The following is a 25,464-nucleotide window of genomic DNA, read 5'->3' as shown; positions in this document are numbered from 1 at the left end:
TGTGTGCGGAATAAGTGTAACATCAAGAAAACTGAGAAGTAAAATCAGATATTATAAAGAGAGACCCGGGCAGCCAGAGCGGACAATGTTTTCTTCCATAGTCTCAATCTGAAGATTGGTGAGGTAGAGCTCGTTTTTTACTTTAACTTCGGATGATTTCAATCGAGCGTGCAAAGTTTCTTTGGCCTTAGGACTCTTTTTAATCAGGTCTTGATTCCTCTGGAGAAGAGCATTCAGACGCTGTTGCATTTTAATTTTGTGGGCACGTTCTTTGAAAAGTTCTTTGCATCTCAGACTTAACACGGGCTTAGTGATGGCATCTTGCAGCAGGGCCTCTTCTTGAGCGAAAAGGGGCATTGAAAGTGCCAAAACAATGACGGTTAAAATCGGTTTCATAGTAATAAGAATAACATGCGACCGAATTATGGCAAAGTCGAATTTCACTCTCATCTTGTTGTCTATGTGTAGAGCTTTGAGTAAGATGAGGGGTCATATTTTTTTAGGCAGGTAAGTCCCTATGGCATCCGTTGTGATCCTCATTCCAGCACGTTTTGCTTCTTCACGTTTTCCGGGAAAGCCACTGGCACTCATCGCTGGTAAATCCATGATTCAAAGAGTGTACGAGAACTGCTTTGCCTCGGGTTTTGAAACTGCAGTGGTGACTGATCACGATGGCATTGAAAAGCATGTGAAAGAGTTTGGTGGAAAAGTTCTGCGTATTGATGACGATGTTCCATCAGGTTCAGAGCGAATCGCTCTCGCATATGAGAGATACTTAAAAGAAAAAAATCCTGATCTGGTCATTAATGTTCAGGGTGATGAACCACTACTAAAAGGTGATGTGCTAAAAGAACTCGCTGAGTTCCATATGAAGTCTGATTACGAGATCACGACTCTGATTAGAGAGAGAAGTGTAAAGGATGAGGACTTCAAAAATCCAAATGTGGTGAAGGCCGTTTGGAGTTCCATTTCTAATCAGTGTTTTTATTTCTCTCGTCAGTCACTGCCTTATGACCGTGATGGTGGAAGAGAATATCCTTGGTACCAACATATTGGTGTTTATAGTTACCGTCCAAAAGCGCTCACAAGTTTTGTGAAGTTGCCAATGTCACGACTAGAAGACCTTGAGAAGTTGGAACAACTTCGTGGTCTTGAAAATGGCATGCGCATTGGAGCGGTTTTGACCACTCAGAAATTAATCGGAGTGGATGTCCCTGAAGATGTCAAAAAAGTAGAAGGAGTTCTGTCGTGAAGCATTCTAAAAAATATATTTTCATTACTGGTGGTGTAACGAGTTCTCTAGGAAAGGGGCTCGCGGCCGCAAGTATTGGCTGTCTTCTTGAGCGTCGTGGAATCAAAATCAACATGCTTAAGATGGATCCTTATATTAACGTTGATCCAGGGACCATGAGTCCAACTCAGCACGGGGAAGTGTTCGTGACTGACGATGGTGCTGAAACGGATCTGGATCTAGGTCACTATGAGCGTTTCACAAGTCTGACTCTGACGAAGAACAATAACTTCACAACTGGTAAGGTCTACCTTCAGGTAATTGAAAACGAGCGTGAAGGTAAGTATCTTGGAAAGACGGTTCAGGTTGTTCCGCACATTACGGATGAAATTAAACGTCGTATTCATGTGGCGGCAGAGGACTGTGACCTTCTGATCGGTGAGATCGGTGGTACAGTGGGTGACATTGAGTCACTTCCGTTCATGGAATCCATTCGTCAGTTTGCTTTGGATGTGGGAACTGAGAACGTACTTTTCGTTCACTTGGTTCTTATTCCTTATATTGAAGCAGCTGGAGAGTTAAAATCAAAACCGGCCCAGCACTCAGTAAAAGAGATGCGCTCAATTGGTCTGTTCCCACAGATTATTATGTGTCGCGCGGACAGAGACATTGATAACTCTATCATTGAGAAAATTTCTCTTTTCTGTAACGTTCCTAAGCAGAACGTTTTCAAGTCGATTGACATGGACCTGATCTACAAAGCTCCAAAGTCGTTCCAGGAACAAGGTCTTGATCGCCGTATCACAGAACTTCTAGGCATGTGGACAGCAGAGCCCAAGATGGATGAGATCAATAAAGTGATTTACAACTCTGAGAACCCACTGAAAGAAGTGAATATCGGAATTGTCGGTAAATACACTGAGCTCATCGAATCTTACAAATCACTTGATGAGGCCCTAAGACACGCGGCCATCACCAATCAAGTGAAACTTAACCGCATTTACATTGATGCTGAAGACCTTGAGAAAGGCGTGAAAACTGATCTTCTTGAGAAAGTGGATGGAATTCTCGTTCCTGGTGGATTCGGTTCACGTGGAACGGAAGGAAAGATCAAGGCCATTCAATATGCCCGTGAAAAGAAGAAACCGTTCTTCGGAATTTGTCTGGGACTTCAACTTTCAGTCATTGAATTCGCTCGTAATGTGGTTGGAATTAAAAATGCCACGTCGATGGAGTTCACGGATAAAGGTGACTTCGTTGTTCACTACATGGCCGGCCAGACTAAAGATGGTGCGAAGGGCGGAAGTATGCGCCTTGGGGCCTACGACTGTGAATTCACTCCGGGAAGCTTGGGTGAGAAAATCTATGGCTCGACTAAAATTTCTGAAAGACACCGTCACCGTTTAGAAGTGAATAACGAATACATTAATAAACTAACTGATAAAGGACTTGTGGTTTCAGGTAGAAATCCGGCCCTTAATTTAGTTGAAGTGATTGAACTCAAAGATCATCCGCATTTCATTGCGTGTCAGTATCACCCTGAGTTTAAATCTAGACCATTTAACCCACATCCGCTGTTTGCTTCATTCGTGAAAGCAAGTGGCAAACTATAAAGAGGAACTTATGAAAAAGATGGATTTTTATATCGGGCCATGTGTAATTGAGAGCGAAGCTCTTGCCCGTCAGATTGCTGAAACACTTCTTAAAGATCTCGAGCCATTTAAGAATGAAATTAATCTTCACTTCAAAGGAAGCTTCGATAAGGCGAACCGTTCATCGTTCACGTCTTACCGTGGTCCTGGAATCGAAGAAGGGATGCGTATTCTATCAATGATCAATAAAGAGTACGGTCTTCCAACCCTAACTGACTTCCACCTTCCGGATCAGGCAGAAATTGTGGCCAAGCACGTAAGTGTTCTTCAAGTTCCAGCGTTCCTATGTCGTCAAACCGACATGATCTTCGCCGGTGCTGAAGCTTGTGCTAAGTATGGCCGCGAGCTTAAAGTGAAGAAAGGTCAGTTTCTTTCTCCGGAAGAGACAAAAAACATCGTAGATAAAGCGTCTCACTTTCTTCCAAAAGAAAAAATCATCCTGACTGAGCGTGGTTCATCATTTGGTTACAATAATCTTGTGGTTGATATGGCCTCGTTCCAGATCATGAAATCATTTGGTGTTCGTACCGTTCACGATGCTACTCACTGTGTTCAGCGTCCGGGCGGTCTTGGAACAGCGACTGGCGGTAAACGTGAGCAGATCCAGGTTCTGGCAAAAGCAGCAGTTGCGGCCGGCGCAGATGGTATCTTCATGGAATGTCACCCGAATCCTGATAAGGCCCTTTCAGATGCAGCGACAGCTCTTCCTCTAGCTTCTGTAAAAGGAATCGTTGAGAAGCTTCTTAAAATTCGTCGTGCGGTGGAAGAATGAGCTTAAAGGACACTTCCAAAAAGTTTGAAGCGAAGTTGAAGAAGATTAAAGTTGTATGCTTTGATCTTGATGGCATCCTCACGGATTCTCATGTGTGGTGGGCCTCTGAGGAAGTGGGATTTAACCGCACATTTTGCATCTACGATGGTTACGGCATGAAGCTTCTGATGAAGGCCGGAATTAAAGTCGGCGTAATCACTGGTGGGAATAGTATTTCGGTGACTAAGCGTACTGAACAATTAGGTCTCGATTTCTGCTACGCCGGAAACGAAGATAAGCGCGAAGCTTATATGGACATGATGAAGAAGTATAACGTCACTCCGGAAGAAGTGCTTTATATGGGTGATGAATTGTTTGATATCCCACTTCTTAGAAAGTCTGGTTTCTCAGCGACTGTTCCTAACTGCAGCGATGAGGTCAAGGAGCAGGTGGATTACGTAACAATTAAAGAGAGTGGCAAAGGCTGCGCTCGTGAAGTGATCGATCTTGTTCGTTACGCTCAAAATATTCATCCGAACATTGGAGATTTCTAATGCTAGGGAAGAAGCTTTATAAAACATCAATGCTGAATGTTTTTAAGTTGGTGATCCTGGCGGTCGTGGTGTTTTTCACAAACGACTTCATCCTTGATACTTATACTTATGAAAAGTTTCAGGCGATTGGCCGTTTTAAAATCCTGGATGTTTTAAATTATCACTACCGTTACCCGAATGAGTTCATCACGTTCTTCTTGATTGTGATAGTTCCGGCCATTTACTATGCCTTTATTCGTGGTGTGCGTTTTTGCGAAAAAGGTTTCGTGTACAACCGCGGGCTTCCTTTCATGAACAAGGAAGTGCTTTATACAGATGTAAAAAGCTATAAGCTTCTTCAGCCAAATCATGTCATCACGATTCACACCCAGAAAGGGGACGTGTTTGTGATTGCTGACAATAATATTGAACGCGTGATCGCGATTCTGGATCAGCACAATATTCCTGGTGACCTGGCCCGTGATGATTATTCAAGGCTTCTGATGAATGCCAAGAAGTTTCTCATCGTGGTGCTGACTTTCACTCTGGTTGTGTTCTTATTGAAAAAATTCGGATTACTTCCTCGCTAAAGAAAGCGTCTTCGCCTTCTCGAGGCGATTCCAGATACCAAGCCATTCCTCTCCGGAGTGGTTTGGTAAGAATGGAGTAAGGATGATGTCAAAGCCTTGCTCATCAAACTCTCTCATCTTCTGATACAATTCACGACTTGCGATACTTGGGTTCTCTGGTAGAAGCCAGATGGCCGGTTTCTTAAAGGTCTTGTGAAGTTCTTTTTCGATTTCAGTTTGGTTTTTGGCCCAACTAAATTCAGGTCCCGTAATAACAAGTGGGATCTTCGGCATGTAGTGGTGCTTAAGTTGTCCAGGGGCCACTGGGCTTTCTGCATAGACCACCTCAACGTTTAGGCCGGCCTCTTTCAGAATCTCTTTTAATTTTTGAGCGGTATAGAAACCAGGACGAAAGATTTCCACGCGACCATTCACCACACCGGCAACAGTTGATTCGATGCCAATGTCAGAGGCGCCACCTTCGATAATCGCAACAGCGTCACCAAACTCTTGGTAAACGTGCTGGCTTTGCGTAGGTGAGGTCTTACCGAACTTGTTAGCACTTGGTGCGGCCACACCGCCCGGAATTGATTTAAGAAGCTCTAATGTCTTCTCATGACGTGGACAGCGCAGTCCTACGGAATCAAGACCTGAAGTAATAAGAGGGCTCACCGAATCGTTTTTTTTAGCAATGAGGGTAAGAGGTCCGGGCCAGCAGGCCTTTGCTAAAACATCGTGGATCTGGGTCCAATCGCTGCTTAGCTTCTTGGCACTTTCAATGCCGTCGATATGAACAATCAGAGGATCAAAGAACGGACGCTCTTTTGTTGAGAAGATCTTACGAAGCCCCTCATCAGAATTAATCCAACCACCGAGTCCGTAAACAGTCTCAGTAGGAATGGCGACCACTTCTCCGGAAAGGAGAAGGTCGCGCGCTTTATCTAGATCAACGATATTCAAAAATTACTCGCTTACGATACTGGCAACAGCTCTTGAACCGGTGCTTCTTTTGACGTTATCAATAACCCCCAGACCCCGGAATTGTCCAGCAGAAAAGGACGTTGTGAAGCTTGTGCCCATTGAGGTTCTCGCCTGAAGGGTCCCATTGATAAAAGTATTTTCCGCACCAAAGAGGGCCTGAAGGCTCGCGATGTTCCCGGCCTCTTTGTAATATTTGGTGATAAAGCTTTTAAATTTCGCCAGCGACGGCTTTAAGTGGTTAGACAGATAGTCACTGCGGAATGAAAGATATTTTAGACCCAGGTCTTTCACGCAGCCTTCATTGCCTGTTTGCGAACGATTCAGCATAGACCCACGACGATCTTCACGGGCCCAATCATCTTTTTTCTTTGATTCACAAACAATGGCGAGCTGATAAAACACTGAGTTTTCCGAAGAGGCGAGGAGGTAATCAAACCCCGCTTTTTCTACACGAAGATTTGATTCTGCACGCATCGGACCTTTAAGCTGCTCCGATCTAATCGAGGTTTTGTAGTCTTTGGGAAGAGTCGTGAAATTGTCCACGAACCAAATCATGTCATTTTTAAAGCCGCGATCAATCCAACGATCCGTTCGGTTGGCATCGTAGTACTGGGTGAGAACAAAAGAGAATTGGTCGGTGCCGTCGATTCGATTGATCTTAGGATCGGCCGCCTGAGCATGTGTGGCCTCGTATTCCATAGTGAGCTGGCGGCTATAGATGGCCGCGTTTGTGGCACCCACTGGAAGTTTTAGAAGTTTATAGATAATGGCAGAAAAAATACGACTCAGAAAATTCTGAACGACTTTTACGTTTTGAGAATAGTTCTTAAAGAACACACGGACGGTATCATCTTTGATCACACGAATTTGTTCCGTTTTACTCTTCTGCATTTTACCCCAAAGAAGAATGCTTCCTCGGGATTCTAACGACGATGAACTAGATTCATCTAAGCGAACAACGTAAGGCTCTAGTTCCTTAACAGTACTTTGACCTCTAAGGACCTTTTTGAATTCAGCGTATTCTTCCGTGTCATTCTTCACGTGTTGCCATTGATCGTTATTGAGACCAAGAGTGATTTCCTGTCCGGCAGAATATTCATAATTTAAATCATAGCGAAGAAGAGAGAACTTTAAGAGTTTGAAGAAATCTAATTGAAGCTCAGCAGTGGCGCCGGCAGAAGCGGTTTTCTTTGCCGAGATGCCAATTTTAAAACGTTGGTCTTGGTTATTGGTATTGGAGACCGAAGTCATCTGTTGATAATCAAACTGAGCAAGGACACCGCCTGAGAATGAAATATTATAAAGCGGAGGAGTGCTAATGATACCACCGGCACTGGCGGTCCAATTGTCTTCACGTTTTAGAATCTCTTCATGGGCCATGCTCTCCATGCCGCTTTGATTGAACTTCGCAAAAGAAAGAAAGAGTTTACCGTAATCGGCCTGGAGCCCTTCTTGATAAGAATTAGCATAGTGATAGTAAGTGTAAACGCGAGAGAAGGTGATTCCCGCGAAGGCCGCGATCTCGGTGGCACTCATATTTGAAAGACCGGCCTCATTTAGCTTTTCAAGAAAAGTCGTGGCCTCAATGTAGAAATTGAAGGTGTCTTGGATGAGCCAGTTTGTTCCAAAAAGATTTGGTGTCACTTGGCGATCTACATAAACGTGTACAACGCCAAATGGCCTCTGCCAGCTAAAGCCAGAGAAGTTTGATGAGCCAAGATTAAACTGCTGATTCAGGCGATTGATGGTTGAGACCTGCTCGGCACCTAGTTGTTGATGAGCACCTTCAAGATGGCGACGAATTTCTTCATAGAGGGGAGACTCTTCTCCATCTACCGGAATTGGATTTGTGATGGTGCCTTTTGTGCTTCCTAAAAGTGCTCCCATCATTCTGGATTCAAATGTTGCCACAAAGCTATTATCGTTGGCCGACATCGCCTTGGAGGTTTTCAATTTCTGGGGACTTTTCGTCTCTCCATGAGTAAGATAGTGCTCAAACTCTGGGATCAATTTAATATGGGTGAATTCGCTGGCGAACGCAGAATATGAAATCGTCAGAAGGACAAGCATCCATACTTTCATGGGAACTCCCAGGCAATCAATCGCCTTTGTGATTAGAGCTTGGATCGGTTATTCTAGAGGGAAAACTTAATCCACGAGGCCCAGCTTAAGTGGCTGATTTCCCTTTTTGAGAGAGCGAAATCACGAGGTTAGTGAGAACAGGATTTTAAAAAAAGAACGAAAATTATGGATATTCAAAAGTTTAGAACATTATTGGATGAGAGTTACAATTGGCCGGACTATTACGAGTTCAAATTTATCATCAAAATTGAGGATAAGTTATTGATCATAGATAAACTTCCGGGTTATCAGATCACGGAAACTCTGTCTAAAAAAGGCAACTATACCTCTATTTCTGCCCGAAAACTCATGAAAAGCACAGACGAAGTACTCGAGGTTTATGAATTGATGAGTACTATTAAAGGTGTGATCAGTCTTTAAAAAGGACCGCCATGAAATTTAAAACCGCCCTGGTTCTGGCCGGGGGAGCTTTCGGTACTTCTATCGCATTCGTTCTTTCTCATAACTTTGAGAAAGTGATCATCATGGTGAGGTCTCAAGACATCTACGATGAGATTAACCGTGGTGAGAACACCACTTATCTTCCAGGACAAAAACTTCCGGACACAATTAAGGCCGCCAAGACTTGGGACGAAGTGAGAGCAGAGACTCTGGGCCATGTTGATTTGATTGTATCTGGTCTACCAATGTCCGCGATTGAAGACTTCTGTTCACGTCATGAACAGGACCTTAAGCGCTACCTTGATCAGGGCATTCCTCTGGTGAGTCTGGCGAAAGGAATTGATCACGAGACCTTAAAACTTCCAGACGAATTATTTAAAACCCACTTTGAAAACTATCGCTCACAGCTGATGTATCTCTCTGGCCCATCGTTCGCGAAAGAAATCGTTGATAAACAAATCACCATTGTTTCTCTTGCCGGTGAAGACAAAGATAAACTACTTCTTACTTGTGAGATGCTGGGAACTGAATTCTTTAAGGCACTACCAACGACAGATGTGAAAGGTGTGCTTCTTGGTGGGGCCCTTAAAAACGTGATCGCCATCGCTGGTGGTATCATGGAAGGGCTTGGTTATAACCATAATACTCGAGCCGCTCTTATCACTCGTGGTATTGTTGAGATGCTTCGTTTTGGAACAGTCTTTGGTGCGAAACCTGAAACATTCTATGGCCCGTCTGGAATGGGAGATCTAATTCTCACAACTACGGGTGAGCTTTCACGTAACAAGAGTTTCGGAATAGAGATCGCGAAGGGGCGGAGTCCCGAAGAGATCATCAAAGCAACGAAGTCAGTAGTGGAAGGTTATAAGACCACAAAGGCCGCATACTTTCTCGCTCAAAAGATGGGAATTCGCGCACGCATTTTTACGGGACTGTACGAAGTGCTTTACAACAATCATGACCCGAAAGAAGTGGCCCGTGAAATGATGGTGCTTCCGCCGAAATTTGACGAGGCCTAATTAATTGGCCCAAATTCGCCGCTCCAAAAAATAGAAATCGAAACCTTAAGCATTGAATGGTAGGGAAGGTTAATTCCGACTTCTTTTACATTGCGGCCTTTGGCGATTTCAGGCGCGGCCGGACCCCAAACAATCTTCTTCACTTCGGCCACGTACTTCTCAGAGTTCTTCTTACAAATTCTAGTATCCATCATGGCCCATTCACCGTCTTTGGTTGTGAGGCGAAGATTTAAAAGACTATTACGTTCACTAATTTGAAGAAGGAACGGATTCTTATCGTCCTTCTCGGCCCACTTTGTTGGGAAGGCATTGTTGCCTACCAGTGCCTTAAGTTCAGTAAGATTGCTGGCACAGTCTTGAGCGAAAGCAGACATAGAGAAAAGACAAGAAAGGATGAGTAGGAATTTTTTCATGACAGAAATGTTAGACTAAAATTTCTGAAAATGCGAAGTTAACCTTTGGTTAAGTTAACTTCGACGTCGGATGCAGAGAGCTAATTTAAATTTGATTCGATCTTTGAAAGGCTAATCGTCTCGCCAAGGTGAACAATCTGGCCGTCAGCTTTTTGAACGAAATAAGCAGGGACTCCCACCACATTATATCTTTTCAAAAATTGTGTGATGTTATCGTCACGCTTCGTCCAATCGGCACGAAGAAGAACAAGATCATATTTTTTTGCGAGTTCATTGAAGCCATCTGTTTCCATCACGAGGCGCTTGTTAACTTTACAAGTTAGGCACCACTCAGCGGTGAAATCCATGAAGACCAGTTTGCCTTTTTCATCATTTAGTTTTTCTTCTGACCATGGCTTCCATTGAGAGTCCGATTTTGTCACAGCATCTGTGGTTGTGGGACGCATCTCTAAGTTTTGAATGGCCATGACTGTCATGGCAAAGGGAAGAGCAAAGGCAAGAGTCTGAAGGACGCGAGACTTTGAAATTTTTTGGGCAAAGAAAAAAGCGAAGAACCATAAAGCGAACAGAAGGTTCAGGCGCCAGCTGATCTTATCAAAATCAACCAGAGTTACGAACACATCATAAAGCCAGATGACAGTTGCTACGAGTGATAGTCCCAGGAAGTATTTTAGTTTTTCCATCCAAGCACCCGGGCGAGGAAAAATCGCCAGAGCGGCAGGGAAGAAGGCCGTCATGAGAAATGGGAAAGCGAGTCCTAGACCAATGAAGAAGAACATCAAGAAAATGTTTAGTGTGCTGGTAGTAAAAGCGAAAGTTAATGCAGTCCCAAGAAAGGGGGCCGAACAAGGAGTGGAAAGAATTGTTGTGAGAATTCCTGAGAAGAAGTCCCCCGCCACACTTTCTTTAATTTCCGCAGAACCGAGTTTTGAGCCGCCTGGAGTGACGAATTCAAACAGACCAAAGAGATTTAAACTCAGGATAAAAAGAATCAGCATCATCACCAGAATGAAGGCCGGAGATTGAAGTTGAAAACCCCAACCAATTTCTTCACCAGTTGCTTTAAGAGCGGCAATAACACCACCCAGGGCCATAAAGGTCGAAAGCACACCTGCGGTGTAACTCAAATTATGTCCGAGGATCTTTTTCTTAGGAAGATTCTTGTGCTTAATAAGACCGAAGAGCTTCAATGAAATCACTGGAAGCACACAAGGCATAAGATTCAGAATGAGACCACCTAGGAAGGCGAACAAAAAATATTCGAAGATATTTCCTTGCGTTCCAGTTGTTCCTGCAACAACACTCGTGCCTTTCCCGTCAAAAGGAGGAAGGTTCTTATAGAACTCATTAAGTGCAGGAGTTGCGTTCGCGAAATCCTGAAGCTTTAACGTCACCACATTTACTTTTGCAGAATCTGGAGCATTGATGAGAAATTTTAATTCATAAGGTTTCGGGAACTGACCATTGGCAGGAAGCGGAACTACTGGATCCTGATATTCTCCGTCCCATTCAATTTCTGTTTTACCATAGATCACCCCGTCCTTAAGATAAAGTGATTCACGCTTAAAGCCCCATGGAGCTTGAGGAAATCCTGTAAGTAGATTCAGAGTCTCAGGAAGTTTAGGTGATTTGAAATTTTTAAGTGAGTAGTGAAGAGTCAGATTGGGCTGATCTTTTGTGCGAGTGAGATAATATTCAAACCCAGCCGGAAGCGAGGCCTCAGCTGGAAGTTCTTTGAAGGCCTTCTCAAGTTCATCTGCCGGAAATGGTTTTGCCATTCGGTTGGCCATGAAATCTTCACCGGCCCCGAGTTTAAGTTTTGCTTCACCCGGAATACAGATGTCCTTACAGATGAGCATTCCGACATGAAGATCGAAGGCGCCTGGAACATCGTCAAAGAAGAAATGTTTTTTGCCTGAATAACCAATCGTGAGAATGTCACCGGCCTCAATATAACGTTTTGGTGCTGGCCATTCGTATGCTTTTACATCAACCGGTTTGGTGTTCTGAGAGAACTTAAAAGTTGAAGCAATACCTGCGTCACCCGGATTTTTCCAATATGTGTGCCAACCTTCATCGTGGTTGATCGTGACAACGAGTTTTTTCTGGAAGCGTTGAACAGAAACCGTTGCGTGCTCTTCAGCTGCCCATAACGAGGCGGAGAGTATGAGAAGAACAATAGCTTTCAGCATGTGAATCCTTTATCATGAACGTGAGGGCCAATTATGTCTTTTCCGTCGAAAATTATATGCCTTACAGAGGAATCAGTCGAGACTCTCTATCTATTGGGACGAGAGGATTTGATCGCAGGAGTGAGTCAATATGTAGAACGACCACCTGAAGCAAAATCAAAGCACCCAACCGTCACCCAATTCATTCGCTCTGACATTGAGCAAATTGTCTCAATGAGACCTGATCTTGTTATCGGCTTTTCAGACCTCCAAAAAGACATAGCTTCCCAATTGATAGGACGAGGTCTGAACGTTTTTGTGACAAATCAACGCTCTTTAAGTGAGATTCTCAATAATATCCTCCTCTTGGGACGCATGATCGGAGAGGGCGAGAAGGCGCAGAAGTTGGTGGACTCGTTTAAACAAAAATTAGACGTCTTTAAAGCACGGACATTACCTCGTCGCCCGCGAGTGTATTTCGAAGAGTGGGATCATCCCAATTATTCGGGCATTCAGTGGGTATCCGAGCTGATAGAAGCCTGTGGCGGTGAAAATATTTTTAAAGACAAATCTGGAGCTATGGCGAGGGATCGTGAGGTGACTCATGAAGAGATTGTTCAACGTAATCCAGAAATTATTTTTGGCTGCTGGTGCGGAAAACCGGTCAAGCTAGATTCATTCGAGAGGCGTCCGGGTTTCGAAGGGGTTTCTGCGGTCCAAAATAAATTTATTTGGGAGCTTGATCCGGCCGTTTTCCTGCAGCCGGGGCCTGCCTTGTTTGTTGACGGACTAGATCAAATGTTTGAAAAAATTCAGAAAGTTGCCACTCTTGACGGCTAAAAAAATAGGCCCATATTTATCTATATGAAAAGAATGTACGTTACTCTCGGAGTTATGTTTCTTTTAGTGGTTTGGGCCATCTCATGTCTGGCCCAGAATAAACCGTCTGTTTCTGATTCTCAGGCAGACCAAATTCAAAAACGTCTTCAGCTCAGAGAAGAAATGCATCGTCGCATGATTGACAAACTCATGAATGGAAATGGTCCTGATGAAGGTCTTTTTGAAGATCTGGAAAAAATGGCAGAAGACATGATGAAGGATTCTTTTTCTGGCATGGATTCTTTCGCGCCAACCTCAAGTAATTACCAAATGGAATGGAAAGAAACGGCCGGCGGACGTACCCTCGCGATTACTCCAAAATCTCCCGATCAAAAATTAGATATTAATGTGAATAATGGCATGATCACGATTAAAGGATCGGCCGAACAAAAATCTCAATACGGTAATACCATTTCTCAGTTTAATAACAGTTTTAATGTGCCTGGTGACTGTGATCCATCGAAAGTGAAGATGGATCAGAAAGACGGTAAGATCCTTTTGAATTTCCCTTTCAGAACTGCCAAAACCATTCAGAAAAGACCCGAAGATCAGCGTAAACCCTTGCCGAAATCTGAAGACGATGTGGTCATCTAAATTGATGAAATGACTTAACTTCTGTATTCCAGGCAAAATTTTCCTAAGCATTTAAACCAAGAAGCCGAAGAGATTGGTGAGTGTTCAATCCCAATCCTGGAGGCCCAAATGGCAAAGACAGTAGCACTTTTTTTCGTTCTTGGTTTAATGGTTAGCTGTGCTTCACACCACAATGATCGCGGTATTTCTTCTGTAGAAGATCAAAAAATGGACCAAAGATCTCAGTACTATGATCGCGTGTACCCTCGCTAATATTCCCTAAGGTTTTTTTAGCCAATCGGGAATGTTGGACACTTCTTCCAATACACGTTTATAAGAATCCAGGCGAGAGAGGATCAATTGGTCCTCTCGATTGCCTCCATCAAGCTTCTGAAAAAAACACCCCTTACTATTTGCTTCATGAGTGCAGTTCGAACTGAACTGACATTTCGTTGTCCATTCGTTTACATCTGAGAAACAGTAAAGAAGGTCTTGCTTGGTAAGATCGGCAAGAGACATGGAACGAATTCCGGGAGAGTCGATGAGAGTGAAATCGTCGGCATCAATCAGTTCGGCCCAAGTTGTGGTGTGAGCACCTTTACCAACTTTTCCAAGTTCACCACTTAAGAGCTCAACTTTACCGTGGCTGAGTTCCGTAATAAGACGGCTTTTACCGACCCCTGAATGTCCTACAAGGATGGCGGTTTTTTTGTGTAATTCTTGGGATAACTCTTCAAAGCCCGCTGAGAGATAACGAGGTTTATAGTTTTTATCGTTGGCCGAAACTTCAAAACATTTTACGTTAAGCCACTTTAAACGATCGGCCTCAAATTTGATGTCGAATTCAGTTTCCTCATAGAGATCCATTTTGTTGAAGATCACATAGGCCGGGACGTTCCAGTAATCAGAGCGGGCAAGATAGCGGTCAACCAGACCTCGTTTGTAGGCCGGTTTTCCTGCACTCACTACCACCATCATCACATCAACGTTGGCAGCGATCACTTTCTTCTTTTGTTCTCGGGGAAGGTTCCTGAAGATAGCACTTTGGCGTTCTATGACGTTTTCGATCTTCCATTCCTCGCCGCCTTGAGGAGGAGGCGAAATTTCCACCCAATCACCCACAACGATGTGATCTTCCTTTAAAAGGGTGGCTAAAGCGGTGGCGTGGACTACCTCTTTGGTGTCTTCACGCTGGCAGTCAAAATGCCTTTTGGAGGAGCGAAAAATGCGGGCCTTAATGATCATTGATACAACCTATCACAAAATTCGGGGTACTTCATTGACAAGATTCACTGGGGACATTAAAGTGAGTTCCTAAATATCCTGAACGCTTAAACTCCTTGGAATCAATGGATTTTTCTCACGTTCGGTCTTTGAATCGCGCACCGGTAGCTCAGTTGGATAGAGCAACCGATTTCTAATCGGTAGGTCACAGGTTCGACTCCTGTCCAGTGCGCCATTTCTTTTGAAAATACGCCATCTTCAACTCTTCGCTCTCGTCTCACAATCGGTCGCGGACCGCAGGTCACGTACTGATCGTACGCTCCCTCATGTTCGCTCGGCGAATAGCTGAATCTGTCGCATTTTGAAAAGAAATGAATGGGCTTCTCTGAAAATTTCCATCTCTATATTCGCATTTCTCAAATCACTATTATCTAACAACAGGAGTGTTCCTATGATTCGAAATAATTATTACGTTCTAACTGGTGGTCCAGGAGCAGGTAAGTCCACATTGCTCAAAGAAATTGAAAAGCATGGCCTTCATTGCAGTCACGAGGTCGCGAGAGAAATTATTCAAGAGCAGGTCGCAAGTGGTGGGAGGGCCCTGCCATGGGATGATACGAAGGCCTATTCAGAAATAATGTTCACTCGTTCAAAAGAGGCCTATGAAGATAGCAGTTTATTTAAAGGTCCGGTCATTTTTGATAGAGGGATTCCAGATGTTATTGGTTACATGAAGCTTATTGGGCTGTCGGTTCCAAAAGAATTTTACGAGGTTGCGAAAAATTATCGATATAATCAGACAGTGTTTATACTTCCGCATTGGGAAGAAATTTATATTAACGATGCTGAAAGAAAGCAGTCACATCAAGAAGCCAGGGAAACATTTGAAGTCCTTCGTCAGACCTATGAAGAATTACAATATAGAGTGGTTGAAGTTCCGAAGGACACAATTGAGAAGCGATTCGTTTTCCTTAGACAGAAAATTGGGTGATTTTGGAGTGGTATGGATTGAAATCAGCTCTGTTGCTCTATGCAAACAAGTATTTGAAACAAAATTTAGATCTAAGTTATTTCGATAATCATACACTTGAAAGTATTTTTCATTATGAATCCAAATCAATTATGAGTTGGGCCCGGAATAAAAATTTCAAGAGATAATTAATGTGTGTTTGCTTTTATAAAAGCTATAATCTTGCTCCATTTCGTTTTCGAAAAACCTTCCTAGCTGTTTTCGCTTTTTCTTCCTCCGTAAAATAAGTCATCGTAAGTTTAACCATTTTAAGATGGGAGTACTTATGAGTGATGTCAGTTTGTCCAAAATCGAAAACATGATCTATGTAATCCGTGGTCAAAGGGTCATGTTGGATTCGGACCTCGCGGAGTTATATGAAGTCGAAACGAGACAGCTCAATCGACAAGTAAAAAGAAATATTTTGCGATTCCCAGAAGACTTCATGTTTCAACTAACTTCCGATGAATTCAGAGACATTCAAAAAATACAAGATAAGACTGTGCAGTATGGAGGTCAAAGAAAAAATCCTCATGCATTTACTGAAAATGGAGTTGCAATGCTTTCAAGTGTCCTTAATTCTGATAATGCCATCCTCGTCAATATTGCTATCATAAGGATTTTTACAAAACTCAGAAGCTTTTTACTTTTGGAAAAAGGTTTGAATGAAAGAATGAGTAGACTTGAATCGGGAACGAATAAAATTTTTAAAGTAGTCTTTGAAAGATTGGATGCTATTGAGCATGTTATCGATACAAAACTCCCTTCAACAAAGAAGAAAATTGGGCTCAAGAATGAGTAAATAAAGAAACTTGATGTGCCAAATTGGCACATCAAGTTTGTAACTCACTGAAAAAACTGTAAATTATTCGATCAATGTACCGGTCTTTCAAATCATTCAAAAAGCGATCAAGAGAAATTTGAACAGGCCATCTCCGGAGCCGCAAATGTCACAAAGTGACGGGCACGTTTGAATATCTTCTGCGCGTCGAGACTGCCGATCTGGCGGCCTATAAATACTTTCATACAGAAGTCTTGGGGACTTTACCGCAGGTCACTTCAATTACTTCACTCGTTGTCATGGATTCTCCAAAAGATGAGAGGGCATGAGATTGTAGGTAAGTGAATTCGAAGTTATACTTCATCTATGAAAAATCTATTTTTATTTCTTCTTGTTTCTCATACTGCCTTTGCTAACGTTGATTTCAAAAAACATTTTTCTGATCGCGAGGCCTGTTTCACAATTTCCGATTTGAATACAGGCAAAATTATTGCCGAATACAATTCACCTCGCTGTGATGAAAGGATTCCGCCAAATTCTTCTTTCAAAATTGCGGCTTCTCTTATGGCCTTTGAGAAGGGTGTGTTTAAAGATGAGAATCAGGTGATTAAATGGGACGGGGTAAAACGCGATCGTCCGGAAATTAACCAAGATCTTACTCCCATGACCTTCATGAGCACTTCGGCGAAGTGGGTAACTGAATGGATCATGCCTCAGTTGGGTGAGAAAACCATTCAATCATTCTTAGAAAAATATAAATACGGTAATCAGGATTTCTCAGGCGGAATTAAGACCGCATGGGTTACATCGAGCTTGAAGATTTCTCCTCATGAGCAAGTAAACTTCCTGACAAATTTCTGGAACGGCAAGCTTGCTTCAAAACGCTCGACTGATCTGACGAAGAAAGTGATGTTTATTAAGAAACTCGGTAATGCTGATCTCTACGGTAAGACCGGAACGGGGTGTGTGAAGGGGCATGGTTGTATGCAGAAACCCGGAAAAATGTTCGGCTGGTTTGTGGGTGTTTTAAAGAACGGGGATAAAACTTATGTCTTCGCTGGAAACGGAATAGATCTAAAAGATCAAAAGACTCCAGGTGGACCGAGAATGCGAGACACTACAATGGAAATTCTAACTGAGCTGGGTCTTACGAAATAGAATCTGTATTTAGTTTTGACAGGTGTCTGTTTTTCAATACTTGGTATTCAATAAGTATCCGAAATCAGGGTGAGGATATTGGTATTTCTTGTGCATCTATGATGTCATGAAAATGCTTTATCTTTCACTACTTCTCCTTTTAAGCACTCCATTTGCTGGATATGCCATCATTGGTGGGGACACTGATCAGGCCGACAGTGAAGGCATTGTGCTGATAGCACTGGGCGATCAGAGCGCATGCACGGCCACTAAGATTGCTCCTAATCTTCTCATCACTGCTGCCCATTGTTTTGATGACTCTTCAGAAGTGGTGGGGTTTACTACTAAACAAAGCAATCAAGAGTTCAAAATTGTCAAACTAACTACGGAAGAAGTCTTCATTCATCCTAGCTATGCGGCCTTAGGAAATGAGAATGAATATACGGAAAGCATAAAAGTACAAGACATCGCGATTGTTAAAGTGTCACCGTCTGCAGAGTTTGAGGCCGTTCCAACAAGGGAACTTGATTTTTCTGAAATCGCATCAGGAGAAAAATTGAGTTTCTATGGTTATGGCTGCACAAAATCGCTGAATGATTTGGAAGGCTATTTTCCATTTCGTAAAATGGCCAAAGTGGATTCATTGTCTGAGGAGTGTCTCTCCGAGGATCAAGGTATCATGACTGAATTTTATCAGGATATATCTTCACTCATTTATAAAAACAATATTGTTACTCCAGGCAAGAAAAGACAGTCTGATTCTGCTAGTCTTTGTCTTGGTGATTCTGGAGGCCCCTTAATTAAAGACGGTAAGGTTGTTGGAATCAACACTCTCTACACATTCAAGGATATTACTGAGAATGGCGAGTCTGAAACCGGGATTTCTTATCTTAATCTTCATGCTAGACTTTCTATGGCCCAAAAATGGGTACTAGAAACCATGAGTAAATTAAAATAATGATTGAAAAGTTTTGCGTTTTTCTTCCAGGCACTCTTTGTGATGAACGAGTTTTTCAGTATCAGCTAGAAGAGTTTTCTCATTACAAGGTGATTGATCTTCGTCATTCGGAAACAATAGAAGACATGCTCGAACTTGTGAAAAATCTTCCTCAAAAGAAAATGACTCTTATTGGTTTTTCGATGGGCGGACATGTGGCCCAGGAATTTGTGATTAAATATCCTGAGCGAGTAGAAAAAGTAGTGGTGATTGCGGCCGGAGGAGAAGGTTATCCGCCGGAAGAGAAGAGGCTTGTTCTCGATACTTTGCCGGCCTTGGAAAAAGGGAAGTTTACTGGAATCACCGATAAGCGTTTAAAAGATTACCTGGCACCAAATTCATACGAGAACTTTGAAATCAGAAATACCATTCATGCCATGGCCGGAGCTGATGCTAAGGAAGTTTATCTAAGGCAACTCAAGGCCACGTTAGAAAGAAGAAATTTAAGTCTTGACCTTAAACGAGTGGAAACACCAATGCTCTATATTGGAGGGGAAGAAGATAAAATTGTTTCTCCTACCTCAATTGAAAGAACTGCAAAGAATCCACTGAACGCAAGGTTTGAATCCATTAATGACTGCGGACATTTTGTCCCGCTCGAACAACCCGGAATCTTAAATATGATTCTGATGGATTTTATCTAGACTCAAATATACTTCAGTAAAGTATTTGTACTTCCTTTTTTGATTCTTCCATACCAACGGCAAATGTACCAAAGTGGAACGGCGAGCACTGCTGAAACCAACCACAGATACCAAACATTGGGCACACTAAAATAGTTTCCTTGGTTAGGCCCAAGGAAAAATTTGAGTGAGCTGTTGATGATGTTGAGTAGATAAATGTGAACCATGTAAAAGAACAGCGGAGTGCTCCCGAACACGCTTAAGTAGCGAGTGAGACGAGATTCTTTTTCCATTCCTCGCAAAATGAGAAGTCCGGTTCCAAGAGTCAGGAGAAGAAAATCCAACGATGGTGGATATTTTGTGAGATTGAAAAACGACATCACTGTTTGAAGATACGTGTCTGAAAGTTTCCATGGAAGAGGTTCTCCGTAGATATTAATGATTCTCAATAAGAAAAATGTAATTAAGAAAGTGAGACCAAAGTTTACGAGTTTTTTATTTTTGGTTTCAGCATTTGATCTAAACCATGGCCCAATTCCATAACCAAGAGTGATCACTCCAATCCATGGCAGAACGGGATACGAAGTTCTTACTTTCATGCCTAAGACATCAATGTAGCTTCGATCGTGAATGATCGCCCAAACCTGTTGTCCTAGTCCTTCAGAAAAAGAAATGGGATCTAGTAGGTTATGGCCAAAAATAATCACCAGTCCCAGAGTGATAAGCGCCCTTCGAGGAAGCCAAAGAATTCCGGAAAGACAAATCATAGAGAGGCCAATGGCCCAAATGACTTGTAGGAACAAAGTGGAAGGAGGAAAGGAAAAGGTCCAACCAAAATTAATCACGGTGAGTTCTAATACCATTAGAAAGATTCCACGCTTGAGGAGAAATTCCGAGGCCGCACTTTTTCCATTCTTGTTTTGATAAAGATAGGCCGCAAGACCGGTCAGGGCCACGAATACGGGAGCGCATAAATGAGCGGCCAAACGCGTGAAGAAAAGATCAGGAGGCGTGGTTGAAACATTCACCGGATCTGAAACCTGAGCATGAAGATAGAAGAATTCACGAGCGTGATCTACCAGCATCAGTAACATCACCAGTCCTCGAGTCGCGTCGATGGAGATTTGCCTTTTCATGACTAGGGTTATAAGTTAATTGCAAGTCATTTGCAATTTTTAAATTTCGGATTTATGATTATTTTATATATGATGAGGTATGAGCAAATTAAGCGGTGCCTGTCATTGTGGAAATATCCAGATAGAAATGAAACTCTCAGAAGTTTCTTCTTCTTACCAACCTAGGGCCTGTGATTGTGATTTTTGTCTTAAGCAAAATATCTCTTATATCTCTGATCCCAAAGGCGATTTGTCGTTCCTCGTAAATGCCAAGCATCTAGGTAAGTACCGACAAGGAAGTGAAACTGCTGAGTTCCTGTTTTGTAAAAACTGCAGCTTTGTTGTGGGTGTGGTTTATGCAGAGAGTGGCAAGTTGTTTGGGGCCGTCAACAGTCAGGTGATGAAAGCGACATTTGGAGAGAAGGTGTCTGCTTCTCCAAAGAAACTTAGTGCTCCTGAGAAGACGACTCGCTGGAAACAAGTTTGGTTTTCAAACGTTTCGCTAAAAGAACAAGAATAAATGGGATGAAATTGGTGTTCACCAAATCATGAAGACTGGCCCCAAAGTTCAGTACACCTCGGCCAAAATAATCGTCTTTCAGGTCTAAGATCTCCATAATAACTGAAACAATAAATCCCGGTAGAATCGAGTAGAAGGAATTGAGTTTCTTCTTTGTAAAAAGAAGAGTCAGGACAAGACATCCAAATCCAATATGAATGTGAATGGCATCTCTTGAAACGTGCAAGAAGTTTAAAATAATCGGCTTCATTTCCTGATAGGTCATGAAGTCTATTCTACAGGTTCTTTTTTATCCGGAAATACTTTTAACCAATCTTTTTTCATACTGATGACATTCCACTTGTACTGCTGGGCCCAGTTGAGTGATGTGTTTTTAGGTTCTCCGTAAATGAACTCTCTTTCGCCGTCATCATGATTTACTAGTAATTGAAGGGAACGATACTTACTTCCTTGTGAAAAACGGAGCATCTGAACATCACCCTCATTTCCCACGTTACCGCAGGCGATGACAGGACGTTTGCCAATCTGACGTTGAATTCCCACCGGCTTTTTATCTTTATCATTATTAAATTCAAATTTCTGAAGACGATTTAGCTGATTGGTTTTGGGATTAAAGGCATATACAAAATTAGAACCGATGACTCTCTCACCAGGGACCTGATAAAGTTTCTGACTAAATACCCGCATGAATTCAATGGTTCCTCCCGAAGAGATAAAAATGGTAAAACCATTGTCGCGTAGTAATTGCATAAGTTCCAACTGCGGTTGATAGACTGTTTGATCGAGAGGAACTTTATAGGTAGGGTGAAGAGCGGTATCAAAAAATTCCTTCACTTCTTTTTCAAAGGTCTCTTCAGACATGCCAGTATGGGTCTTCATCACAATTTTGAAGAACTCTTTTTCAGAAGGTTTGGGATTCACTTTCATTCCCATTTCTTTTGCTCTCTCCATCGCAAAAAGCCCTTGCACTACGGGCTTTTCGGCCCAGAGTGTTCCATCATTGTCAAAGGTCGCAATTCTGTCTTCAAGCGGAATGAAGTCGGGACTCTTTGGATCGGTGACTACTTTCAAATAATCGAGGATGGCCTCCTTCACTTGTGTATTGGCCCAGGAAGGGAGAGGAGCTGGCGGGGCCTTCTCTTTCCTTGGGGTGGCACATGCGACGAGTAAGAACGAAAGTGTAATTAGAAGATTCTTCATGAAGATAAGATGGAGAATAGGACAGAAATTGAAAATGCTGTGTGAATCAAGACCTTTGACGTCTGCTAATTAATGGCCGCTAAGAGATCGTGAAAGTAGGGTGTCATTTCATGACGTGGATACCAAGCAAGGGCCAGGGGATCTTTCATGATTTTTCCTTGGTTCAAAAGAACCAAAGTCTTGTTGGTGAGAAAGGGTTCAGAAATCTCTTTAGATAAAATCCCATAGCCGACTCCGTACTGCATAAGACGAGTAAGCGCCAAATTTTCATTGGCGTAGAGTCTTGGGTTTTTCACGTGTTTAAGGAGATTAAACGTCTTGAGATAATTTAGACTGGTATTGTCTTCAGGATGAAAGGCAAACAGTCGTTCTGTCTTGATGATATCAATGAGATCACGGCCCTTCCATTTTGGGTGTCCAACAAGATGATATTCATCTGGTCGTATCATCTTGCTATCAAGCTCATTAGGGACCTGAAAGGGATAGAGGACAACGACATCTGCCTGGCCTTGCTTAATAAGGTCCAGTCGATTACTTCTGTCATCAATAATGAATTGAAGATTCACCATTGGATACTTAATGAAATAGTTTTTTAATTGGGGAATGGCCCGTCCGGATACGAAGCTGGTTGGACCAGCGATTCGGATCTCAATTTCCTGCTTAATTCCTACATCCTTAAGCTCGGAAAGGGTTTCACTCTCAATTTCTCGGCTTCTTAGACAGTACTTTAGAAGAGACTTTCCTTCAGGGGTAAGAAGCATCCCTTTACGGCTACGTGTGAAAAGAGTTACGCCTAGTTCTTGCTCCAAAGCACGAATTCTCTGAGTCACGGCCGTTTGTCCAATTCCCAATACCTCTGCCGCACCACTGACAGTGGTTGATTCGTAGATGGCAAGGAAGGCCTGAAGGTTATGGCTGAGTAAACTCATTTATATTGATGGATACATTAAATATATGAATTATTCAACTTAATGCTTTTTTGGGAGGTTGTTCATATTCCATAGGAGGAATTATGGTTAAAACTTTCCTGGTGTTTTGTTTCCTGGCGGTTGGTACAGCATTTGCCCATGAAATGCAGCATGGCTTTATTATTTCTGACGATGATAGATTTTTTAGTCATCTCGTGGCGCAGGGTCATCATAGTCATCAACTTGATGCTTCTGGGACTTTGATTATCCCGAGTCGTGAGGAAAGAGAGATTTATCGCCAGCATAAAGAGCTTAATGTTCCTCTCAAGAAAACTTACTTCCTATTTCAGGCACAAAAATTGAATTTACCTTCTGTGAAAGGTGGGCAGGTGCTGACTGGACATATTATTGAGTCTCCTGTTGGTGACTATCAACCTCAAAACATCATTATTCGTGACGCTAGAATCCAAGTTGATAGAGTCTTTATCAATATGGTCAACCCTTTCTATGTTAATGATTAATTCATATTACAGCGTGATGAGAGCAAACCTGAGGAAATCCTGAGAAGCATTGATATATTTGGCATAATCAAGGAAGAGGCCATTGGCATCTTTCTTGGTTGTGTCTGCAAAGCTCTCTATGTTATCGAAGGCCTCATCTGATTCTTTGACCTTGCCTTTGTCGGCAAGCTGATCAAGGAGATTGTCATTCTTGTCTTTGATGTAAGTTGATTTGGCCATCAGGGAATCTTTCTTGATTTCCAGGTCACGAATGCGAAAGGCGAGATCGTCTCTAAAAAAAGCATTTTGATCCGGACGACTGGTATAGAATTCATAGAAAGCGACTTTTTCCATGAAGTCATGCTCGATATTGGCCTGCATGATGTCGAGCTTGCGAGAATTTTGACGGAGCTCATGACGAACATCTGAGGCCCGGTAATAACGGTTTGTACATCCGACGATCATAAACATTAATAAAACAATTACTTTCACCATTTGACCTTTTTTGCAGCTCTGGAGATGAATAAAGCAGATTCAGTGCCAAAACTTAAACCTCTGATTTCCTAATTTGCACACCGTCCTCATCGGACAATTCGCCCCTAGAAGTCGACAGTGCCCGAGACGTAAAAACTTTGTCCTTCAAAACGATGGATGGCATTGAACTCGTTGTAGTAACGAAAATTGAATAAGAAATCATGCTCCTCAGTAATTGCGGCCTGGCCACCCAGTGTTAGACCGGCCCCATAGACCTGGCCTTTGAATTCACCAAGAATTGCTCCCTCACCACTATCTCCTGTCACTTGCTGGTTGGCATAGCCAATAAGACCCAAGTTAACTGCTTTAGAGAAATGTTGAATGACTGCCAATTCTGCATTTAATTCATCACCACTGTTGTATTTTGTTTCCGTGTTCTCAAGATTCACCATGTACCCTAGAGCACTTGAGACTTCGATCCCGTTTTTCTCATTTAAATAAGTGAAGGCCGCCATGGGCTGAATTCCCCAACGATTAAGGCCAACATTCAGAAACTTATTTTTGTCATAGTCACCTGTTGGAGCATAGACATTAGTTAAGAACATATAGTGAAAGTAATCACGATGCCACCCAACCCCGGCCGTTATGGAAGAGTCTCCAAGAGAGCCAGTGGATTTTTCAAACCGATGTCTTTCGACGAGTCCAAGATTGGGAAATGTTCCTGTAACTTCACCGTCCATCTCAATATTGGTGTAGGGAAGCATGACTGAGAAGAAGGGAGTTCCGTTGTTCCAGACTTTTGCCTGGGCCGCATAGGTATAAGTAAAGATGTCTGCGGAAATTTCGAGATCGGAATCGAAGTACAATCTGCCTGCGCGAGTATGCTTTTCGGCATCTCCCGAGTATGAATAAAATTCGAGTCCCACATAACTACCAGGACTCGGTGCTATTCCTGCCTGGGGACTTAAATAACCAGGAGGATAAAGGCTCACACCACCTTCAATGGCAAAAGCGGTGAAGGAAATAAGAAGCATTATGAGAGGAAAATACTTCATATTATGTCCTTATAGGGAAGAGCGTCCTTTCGGACGCTCTAGTGACGTTCCTACTTACGAGGATTCTGATTTGGGTTCACATTCTGTTGACCCTGACCAGATTGATTTTGCTTGTTAAAGTCTTTCTGACCTTGTTGACCTTGTTGTCCTGGTCTTTGAGGATTTTGATTTTGGTTTTGATTTTGATTTTCCATAAAATTTCCTTTGTTTAAGGTTTCTATCTGCAAAAAACTTAAGTGCAATCAAGATGCCTGTTTGAATAACGGGCCATCAACATCATGATGCAACTGTCATGGGCAGATTTCCTCTGGAGACGGCTCCTCAGATTTCGCCTTCTTTAGAACCATCTTCGTCAGGCAGGTATTTCTTTCTTTCTGGATGATTATCGTCGTAGAACTTTCCTTGCACCTTAGGATCATCTTCTCTGGTATGAAACTTCAGTTTTTCCATGCGATCCTGTTCTTCTTGTCTTTGTTGCATACTTTGTTGAGTTTGAGATTTGTCTTGAGAACCTGATGGTGCGGCAGCATAGACCATGACACCTAGTAATAATAAAAACGTAATAATCAGTTTCATATTCTGTCCTTTGATTGAAGGTCCCTGCTTTTTTAGCAAGAGCAATGCCA

General features: G+C 42.6%; 30 protein-coding genes, 1 tRNA gene and 1 pseudogene. 19 read left to right on the top strand and 13 right to left on the bottom strand.

What is annotated here, in order from left to right; translation table 11 throughout:
* Positions 1 to 51 precede the first annotated feature (51 nt).
* Entirely contained in the window at positions 52 to 396 is a 345-nt protein-coding gene (locus tag ACJVC5_RS19595) for a hypothetical protein (protein WP_321392628.1), read from the bottom strand.
* A gap of 121 nt (positions 397 to 517) precedes the next feature.
* Between ACJVC5_RS19595 and kdsB the strand changes: the two genes are divergently transcribed.
* The 5 genes from kdsB to ACJVC5_RS19570 are packed head-to-tail and all read left to right on the top strand — an operon-like array spanning position 518 to position 4,757.
* On the top strand, positions 518 to 1,252 hold the full coding sequence (gene kdsB, locus ACJVC5_RS19590) for a 3-deoxy-manno-octulosonate cytidylyltransferase (RefSeq protein ID WP_408097239.1): 735 nt from the start codon (positions 518 to 520) through the stop codon (positions 1,250 to 1,252).
* Positions 1,249 to 2,844 carry a CTP synthase gene (locus ACJVC5_RS19585; protein ID WP_408097238.1) on the top strand — a complete coding sequence of 532 codons (1,596 nt, stop codon included), beginning with the start codon at positions 1,249 to 1,251 and terminating at the stop codon, positions 2,842 to 2,844. Before kdsB ends, ACJVC5_RS19585 begins: the two co-directional genes overlap by 4 nt.
* Positions 2,845 to 2,854: 10 nt before the next feature.
* Positions 2,855 to 3,655 (top strand): 3-deoxy-8-phosphooctulonate synthase, encoded by an 801-nt coding sequence (gene kdsA / locus ACJVC5_RS19580; protein ID WP_321392620.1) that lies wholly within the window; start codon positions 2,855 to 2,857, stop codon positions 3,653 to 3,655.
* Positions 3,652 to 4,188, top strand: coding sequence for a KdsC family phosphatase (locus tag ACJVC5_RS19575; RefSeq protein ID WP_321392618.1), 537 nt, complete (start codon positions 3,652 to 3,654; stop codon positions 4,186 to 4,188). The genes kdsA and ACJVC5_RS19575 overlap by 4 nt, the downstream gene beginning before the upstream one ends.
* Positions 4,188 to 4,757, top strand: coding sequence for a hypothetical protein (locus tag ACJVC5_RS19570; protein ID WP_408097237.1), 570 nt, complete (start codon positions 4,188 to 4,190; stop codon positions 4,755 to 4,757). Before ACJVC5_RS19575 ends, ACJVC5_RS19570 begins: the two co-directional genes overlap by 1 nt.
* Here the strand turns inward: ACJVC5_RS19570 and ACJVC5_RS19565 are convergent.
* Positions 4,743 to 5,696, bottom strand: a complete 954-nt coding sequence (locus ACJVC5_RS19565) for an L-threonylcarbamoyladenylate synthase (RefSeq protein WP_408097236.1) — start codon at positions 5,694 to 5,696, stop codon at positions 4,743 to 4,745. The genes ACJVC5_RS19570 and ACJVC5_RS19565 overlap by 15 nt on opposite strands.
* A gap of 3 nt (positions 5,697 to 5,699) precedes the next feature.
* Positions 5,700 to 7,799, bottom strand: a complete 2,100-nt coding sequence (locus ACJVC5_RS19560) for a hypothetical protein (protein ID WP_408097235.1) — start codon at positions 7,797 to 7,799, stop codon at positions 5,700 to 5,702.
* Between the two features lie 165 nt (positions 7,800 to 7,964).
* Here ACJVC5_RS19560 and ACJVC5_RS19555 point away from each other — a divergent pair, with 165 nt between their 5' ends.
* Both ACJVC5_RS19555 and ACJVC5_RS19550 read left to right on the top strand, forming a co-directional pair.
* On the top strand, positions 7,965 to 8,219 hold the full coding sequence (locus tag ACJVC5_RS19555; protein ID WP_408097234.1) for a DUF493 family protein: 255 nt from the start codon (positions 7,965 to 7,967) through the stop codon (positions 8,217 to 8,219).
* An 11-nt stretch (positions 8,220 to 8,230) separates the two neighbouring features.
* Positions 8,231 to 9,259 (top strand): NAD(P)H-dependent glycerol-3-phosphate dehydrogenase, encoded by a 1,029-nt coding sequence (locus ACJVC5_RS19550; protein ID WP_408097233.1) that lies wholly within the window; start codon positions 8,231 to 8,233, stop codon positions 9,257 to 9,259.
* On the opposite strand, the gene ACJVC5_RS19545 is transcribed toward ACJVC5_RS19550, so the two are convergent.
* Together ACJVC5_RS19545 and ACJVC5_RS19540 are read right to left on the bottom strand one after the other, a co-directional pair.
* Positions 9,256 to 9,672, bottom strand: coding sequence for a hypothetical protein (locus tag ACJVC5_RS19545; RefSeq protein WP_408097232.1), 417 nt, complete (start codon positions 9,670 to 9,672; stop codon positions 9,256 to 9,258). The two genes, ACJVC5_RS19550 and ACJVC5_RS19545, sit on opposite strands and share 4 nt — an antisense overlap.
* Positions 9,673 to 9,752: 80 nt before the next feature.
* Entirely contained in the window at positions 9,753 to 11,864 is a 2,112-nt protein-coding gene (locus ACJVC5_RS19540; protein ID WP_408097231.1) for a protein-disulfide reductase DsbD family protein, read from the bottom strand.
* Positions 11,865 to 11,897: 33 nt separating this feature from the next.
* On the opposite strand from ACJVC5_RS19540, the gene ACJVC5_RS19535 reads away from it, so the two are divergent.
* The 3 genes from ACJVC5_RS19535 (at position 11,898) to ACJVC5_RS19525 (ending at position 13,568) form a co-directional block, all read left to right on the top strand.
* Positions 11,898 to 12,683 carry a cobalamin-binding protein gene (locus tag ACJVC5_RS19535; RefSeq protein WP_408097230.1) on the top strand — a complete coding sequence of 262 codons (786 nt, stop codon included), beginning with the start codon at positions 11,898 to 11,900 and terminating at the stop codon, positions 12,681 to 12,683.
* Positions 12,684 to 12,707: 24 nt separating this feature from the next.
* The gene (locus ACJVC5_RS19530; protein WP_408097229.1) at positions 12,708 to 13,316 is read left to right on the top strand and encodes an Hsp20/alpha crystallin family protein; all 609 of its coding nucleotides are present in this window, start codon (positions 12,708 to 12,710) and stop codon (positions 13,314 to 13,316) included.
* Positions 13,317 to 13,424: 108 nt separating this feature from the next.
* Positions 13,425 to 13,568 carry a hypothetical protein gene (locus ACJVC5_RS19525; protein WP_408097228.1) on the top strand — a complete coding sequence of 48 codons (144 nt, stop codon included), beginning with the start codon at positions 13,425 to 13,427 and terminating at the stop codon, positions 13,566 to 13,568.
* Between the two features lie 6 nt (positions 13,569 to 13,574).
* Here ACJVC5_RS19525 and rsgA read toward each other — a convergent pair whose 3' ends face one another.
* A complete protein-coding gene (rsgA, locus tag ACJVC5_RS19520; RefSeq protein ID WP_408097227.1) occupies positions 13,575 to 14,540 on the bottom strand; it encodes a ribosome small subunit-dependent GTPase A in 966 nt (321 codons plus the stop codon).
* 137 nt (positions 14,541 to 14,677) lie between these two features.
* Here rsgA and ACJVC5_RS19515 point away from each other — a divergent pair.
* The 7 genes and pseudogenes from ACJVC5_RS19515 to ACJVC5_RS19485 all read left to right on the top strand — a co-directional run bounded on the left by ACJVC5_RS19515 (position 14,678) and on the right by ACJVC5_RS19485 (position 19,087).
* Positions 14,678 to 14,754, top strand: a tRNA-Arg gene (locus tag ACJVC5_RS19515).
* Between the two features lie 216 nt (positions 14,755 to 14,970).
* Complete coding sequence (locus tag ACJVC5_RS19510) at positions 14,971 to 15,510, top strand: AAA family ATPase (RefSeq protein ID WP_408097226.1); 540 nt, start codon at positions 14,971 to 14,973, stop codon at positions 15,508 to 15,510.
* A gap of 304 nt (positions 15,511 to 15,814) precedes the next feature.
* Entirely contained in the window at positions 15,815 to 16,330 is a 516-nt protein-coding gene (locus tag ACJVC5_RS19505) for an ORF6N domain-containing protein (RefSeq protein ID WP_408097225.1), read from the top strand.
* Between the two features lie 81 nt (positions 16,331 to 16,411).
* Positions 16,412 to 16,638 (top strand): annotated as a pseudogene (locus ACJVC5_RS19500) (Lrp/AsnC ligand binding domain-containing protein); the annotation flags it as partial.
* A gap of 37 nt (positions 16,639 to 16,675) precedes the next feature.
* A complete protein-coding gene (locus ACJVC5_RS19495; protein WP_408097224.1) occupies positions 16,676 to 17,467 on the top strand; it encodes a penicillin-binding transpeptidase domain-containing protein in 792 nt (263 codons plus the stop codon).
* 106 nt (positions 17,468 to 17,573) lie between these two features.
* Positions 17,574 to 18,404 (top strand): trypsin-like serine protease, encoded by an 831-nt coding sequence (locus ACJVC5_RS19490; protein ID WP_408097223.1) that lies wholly within the window; start codon positions 17,574 to 17,576, stop codon positions 18,402 to 18,404.
* On the top strand, positions 18,404 to 19,087 hold the full coding sequence (locus ACJVC5_RS19485) for an alpha/beta fold hydrolase (RefSeq protein WP_408097222.1): 684 nt from the start codon (positions 18,404 to 18,406) through the stop codon (positions 19,085 to 19,087). The genes ACJVC5_RS19490 and ACJVC5_RS19485 overlap by 1 nt, the downstream gene beginning before the upstream one ends.
* A 2-nt stretch (positions 19,088 to 19,089) precedes the next feature.
* Here the strand turns inward: ACJVC5_RS19485 and ACJVC5_RS19480 are convergent, their stop codons facing one another.
* The gene (locus tag ACJVC5_RS19480) at positions 19,090 to 20,202 is read right to left on the bottom strand and encodes a DUF1624 domain-containing protein (RefSeq protein WP_408097221.1); all 1,113 of its coding nucleotides are present in this window, start codon (positions 20,200 to 20,202) and stop codon (positions 19,090 to 19,092) included.
* Positions 20,203 to 20,281: 79 nt separating this feature from the next.
* Between ACJVC5_RS19480 and ACJVC5_RS19475 the strand changes: the two genes are divergently transcribed.
* The gene (locus ACJVC5_RS19475) at positions 20,282 to 20,701 is read left to right on the top strand and encodes a GFA family protein (protein ID WP_408097220.1); all 420 of its coding nucleotides are present in this window, start codon (positions 20,282 to 20,284) and stop codon (positions 20,699 to 20,701) included.
* A gap of 270 nt (positions 20,702 to 20,971) precedes the next feature.
* Here ACJVC5_RS19475 and ACJVC5_RS19470 read toward each other — a convergent pair whose 3' ends face one another.
* Both ACJVC5_RS19470 and ACJVC5_RS19465 read right to left on the bottom strand, forming a co-directional pair.
* Positions 20,972 to 21,901, bottom strand: a complete 930-nt coding sequence (locus ACJVC5_RS19470; protein ID WP_408097219.1) for an HAD family hydrolase — start codon at positions 21,899 to 21,901, stop codon at positions 20,972 to 20,974.
* Positions 21,902 to 21,966: 65 nt separating this feature from the next.
* Positions 21,967 to 22,830: a LysR family transcriptional regulator gene (locus ACJVC5_RS19465; protein ID WP_408097218.1), complete on the bottom strand. Its 864-nt coding sequence runs from the start codon at positions 22,828 to 22,830 to the stop codon at positions 21,967 to 21,969.
* Positions 22,831 to 22,913: 83 nt separating this feature from the next.
* Here ACJVC5_RS19465 and ACJVC5_RS19460 point away from each other — a divergent pair, with 83 nt between their 5' ends.
* A complete protein-coding gene (locus ACJVC5_RS19460) occupies positions 22,914 to 23,330 on the top strand; it encodes a hypothetical protein (RefSeq protein WP_408097217.1) in 417 nt (138 codons plus the stop codon).
* Between the two features lie 6 nt (positions 23,331 to 23,336).
* On the opposite strand, the gene ACJVC5_RS19455 is transcribed toward ACJVC5_RS19460, so the two are convergent.
* The 4 genes from ACJVC5_RS19455 to ACJVC5_RS19440 form a co-directional block, all read right to left on the bottom strand.
* Complete coding sequence (locus tag ACJVC5_RS19455; RefSeq protein ID WP_408097216.1) at positions 23,337 to 23,804, bottom strand: hypothetical protein; 468 nt, start codon at positions 23,802 to 23,804, stop codon at positions 23,337 to 23,339.
* Between the two features lie 104 nt (positions 23,805 to 23,908).
* Positions 23,909 to 24,838: a SphA family protein gene (locus ACJVC5_RS19450; protein ID WP_408097215.1), complete on the bottom strand. Its 930-nt coding sequence runs from the start codon at positions 24,836 to 24,838 to the stop codon at positions 23,909 to 23,911.
* A 50-nt stretch (positions 24,839 to 24,888) separates the two neighbouring features.
* Entirely contained in the window at positions 24,889 to 25,032 is a 144-nt protein-coding gene (locus tag ACJVC5_RS19445) for a hypothetical protein (RefSeq protein WP_408097214.1), read from the bottom strand.
* Between the two features lie 127 nt (positions 25,033 to 25,159).
* Complete coding sequence (locus tag ACJVC5_RS19440) at positions 25,160 to 25,414, bottom strand: hypothetical protein (protein ID WP_408097213.1); 255 nt, start codon at positions 25,412 to 25,414, stop codon at positions 25,160 to 25,162.
* Positions 25,415 to 25,464: the final 50 nt, after the last annotated feature.

Origin of the sequence: Peredibacter sp. HCB2-198, from assembly GCF_045999315.1 — a bacterium.
Classification (GTDB): Bacteria; Bdellovibrionota; Bacteriovoracia; order Bacteriovoracales; family Bacteriovoracaceae; genus Peredibacter.
The sequence above is the reverse complement of the archived record's forward strand: the minus strand, read 5'-3'. Positions and strand labels throughout refer to the sequence as shown.

What these genes read in the sequence shown, in the direction of transcription:
- ACJVC5_RS19595 (WP_321392628.1), bottom strand. Translation starts at nt 396, where the DNA reads ATGAAACCGATTTTAACCGTCATTGTTTTGGCACTTTCAATGCCCCTT.
- kdsB (WP_408097239.1), top strand. Translation starts at nt 518, where the DNA reads ATGGCATCCGTTGTGATCCTCATTCCAGCACGTTTTGCTTCTTCACGT.
- kdsA (WP_321392620.1), top strand. Translation starts at nt 2,855, where the DNA reads ATGAAAAAGATGGATTTTTATATCGGGCCATGTGTAATTGAGAGCGAA.
- ACJVC5_RS19575 (WP_321392618.1), top strand. Translation starts at nt 3,652, where the DNA reads ATGAGCTTAAAGGACACTTCCAAAAAGTTTGAAGCGAAGTTGAAGAAG.
- ACJVC5_RS19570 (WP_408097237.1), top strand. Translation starts at nt 4,188, where the DNA reads ATGCTAGGGAAGAAGCTTTATAAAACATCAATGCTGAATGTTTTTAAG.
- ACJVC5_RS19560 (WP_408097235.1), bottom strand. Translation starts at nt 7,799, where the DNA reads ATGAAAGTATGGATGCTTGTCCTTCTGACGATTTCATATTCTGCGTTC.
- ACJVC5_RS19555 (WP_408097234.1), top strand. Translation starts at nt 7,965, where the DNA reads ATGGATATTCAAAAGTTTAGAACATTATTGGATGAGAGTTACAATTGG.
- ACJVC5_RS19550 (WP_408097233.1), top strand. Translation starts at nt 8,231, where the DNA reads ATGAAATTTAAAACCGCCCTGGTTCTGGCCGGGGGAGCTTTCGGTACT.
- ACJVC5_RS19545 (WP_408097232.1), bottom strand. Translation starts at nt 9,672, where the DNA reads ATGAAAAAATTCCTACTCATCCTTTCTTGTCTTTTCTCTATGTCTGCT.
- ACJVC5_RS19540 (WP_408097231.1), bottom strand. Translation starts at nt 11,864, where the DNA reads ATGCTGAAAGCTATTGTTCTTCTCATACTCTCCGCCTCGTTATGGGCA.
- ACJVC5_RS19535 (WP_408097230.1), top strand. Translation starts at nt 11,898, where the DNA reads ATGTCTTTTCCGTCGAAAATTATATGCCTTACAGAGGAATCAGTCGAG.
- ACJVC5_RS19530 (WP_408097229.1), top strand. Translation starts at nt 12,708, where the DNA reads ATGAAAAGAATGTACGTTACTCTCGGAGTTATGTTTCTTTTAGTGGTT.
- ACJVC5_RS19525 (WP_408097228.1), top strand. Translation starts at nt 13,425, where the DNA reads ATGGCAAAGACAGTAGCACTTTTTTTCGTTCTTGGTTTAATGGTTAGC.
- rsgA (WP_408097227.1), bottom strand. Translation starts at nt 14,540, where the DNA reads ATGATCATTAAGGCCCGCATTTTTCGCTCCTCCAAAAGGCATTTTGAC.
- ACJVC5_RS19510 (WP_408097226.1), top strand. Translation starts at nt 14,971, where the DNA reads ATGATTCGAAATAATTATTACGTTCTAACTGGTGGTCCAGGAGCAGGT.
- ACJVC5_RS19505 (WP_408097225.1), top strand. Translation starts at nt 15,815, where the DNA reads ATGAGTGATGTCAGTTTGTCCAAAATCGAAAACATGATCTATGTAATC.
- ACJVC5_RS19495 (WP_408097224.1), top strand. Translation starts at nt 16,676, where the DNA reads ATGAAAAATCTATTTTTATTTCTTCTTGTTTCTCATACTGCCTTTGCT.
- ACJVC5_RS19490 (WP_408097223.1), top strand. Translation starts at nt 17,574, where the DNA reads ATGAAAATGCTTTATCTTTCACTACTTCTCCTTTTAAGCACTCCATTT.
- ACJVC5_RS19485 (WP_408097222.1), top strand. Translation starts at nt 18,404, where the DNA reads ATGATTGAAAAGTTTTGCGTTTTTCTTCCAGGCACTCTTTGTGATGAA.
- ACJVC5_RS19480 (WP_408097221.1), bottom strand. Translation starts at nt 20,202, where the DNA reads ATGAAAAGGCAAATCTCCATCGACGCGACTCGAGGACTGGTGATGTTA.
- ACJVC5_RS19475 (WP_408097220.1), top strand. Translation starts at nt 20,282, where the DNA reads ATGAGCAAATTAAGCGGTGCCTGTCATTGTGGAAATATCCAGATAGAA.
- ACJVC5_RS19470 (WP_408097219.1), bottom strand. Translation starts at nt 21,901, where the DNA reads ATGAAGAATCTTCTAATTACACTTTCGTTCTTACTCGTCGCATGTGCC.
- ACJVC5_RS19465 (WP_408097218.1), bottom strand. Translation starts at nt 22,830, where the DNA reads ATGAGTTTACTCAGCCATAACCTTCAGGCCTTCCTTGCCATCTACGAA.
- ACJVC5_RS19460 (WP_408097217.1), top strand. Translation starts at nt 22,914, where the DNA reads ATGGTTAAAACTTTCCTGGTGTTTTGTTTCCTGGCGGTTGGTACAGCA.
- ACJVC5_RS19455 (WP_408097216.1), bottom strand. Translation starts at nt 23,804, where the DNA reads ATGGTGAAAGTAATTGTTTTATTAATGTTTATGATCGTCGGATGTACA.
- ACJVC5_RS19450 (WP_408097215.1), bottom strand. Translation starts at nt 24,838, where the DNA reads ATGAAGTATTTTCCTCTCATAATGCTTCTTATTTCCTTCACCGCTTTT.
- ACJVC5_RS19445 (WP_408097214.1), bottom strand. Translation starts at nt 25,032, where the DNA reads ATGGAAAATCAAAATCAAAACCAAAATCAAAATCCTCAAAGACCAGGA.
- ACJVC5_RS19440 (WP_408097213.1), bottom strand. Translation starts at nt 25,414, where the DNA reads ATGAAACTGATTATTACGTTTTTATTATTACTAGGTGTCATGGTCTAT.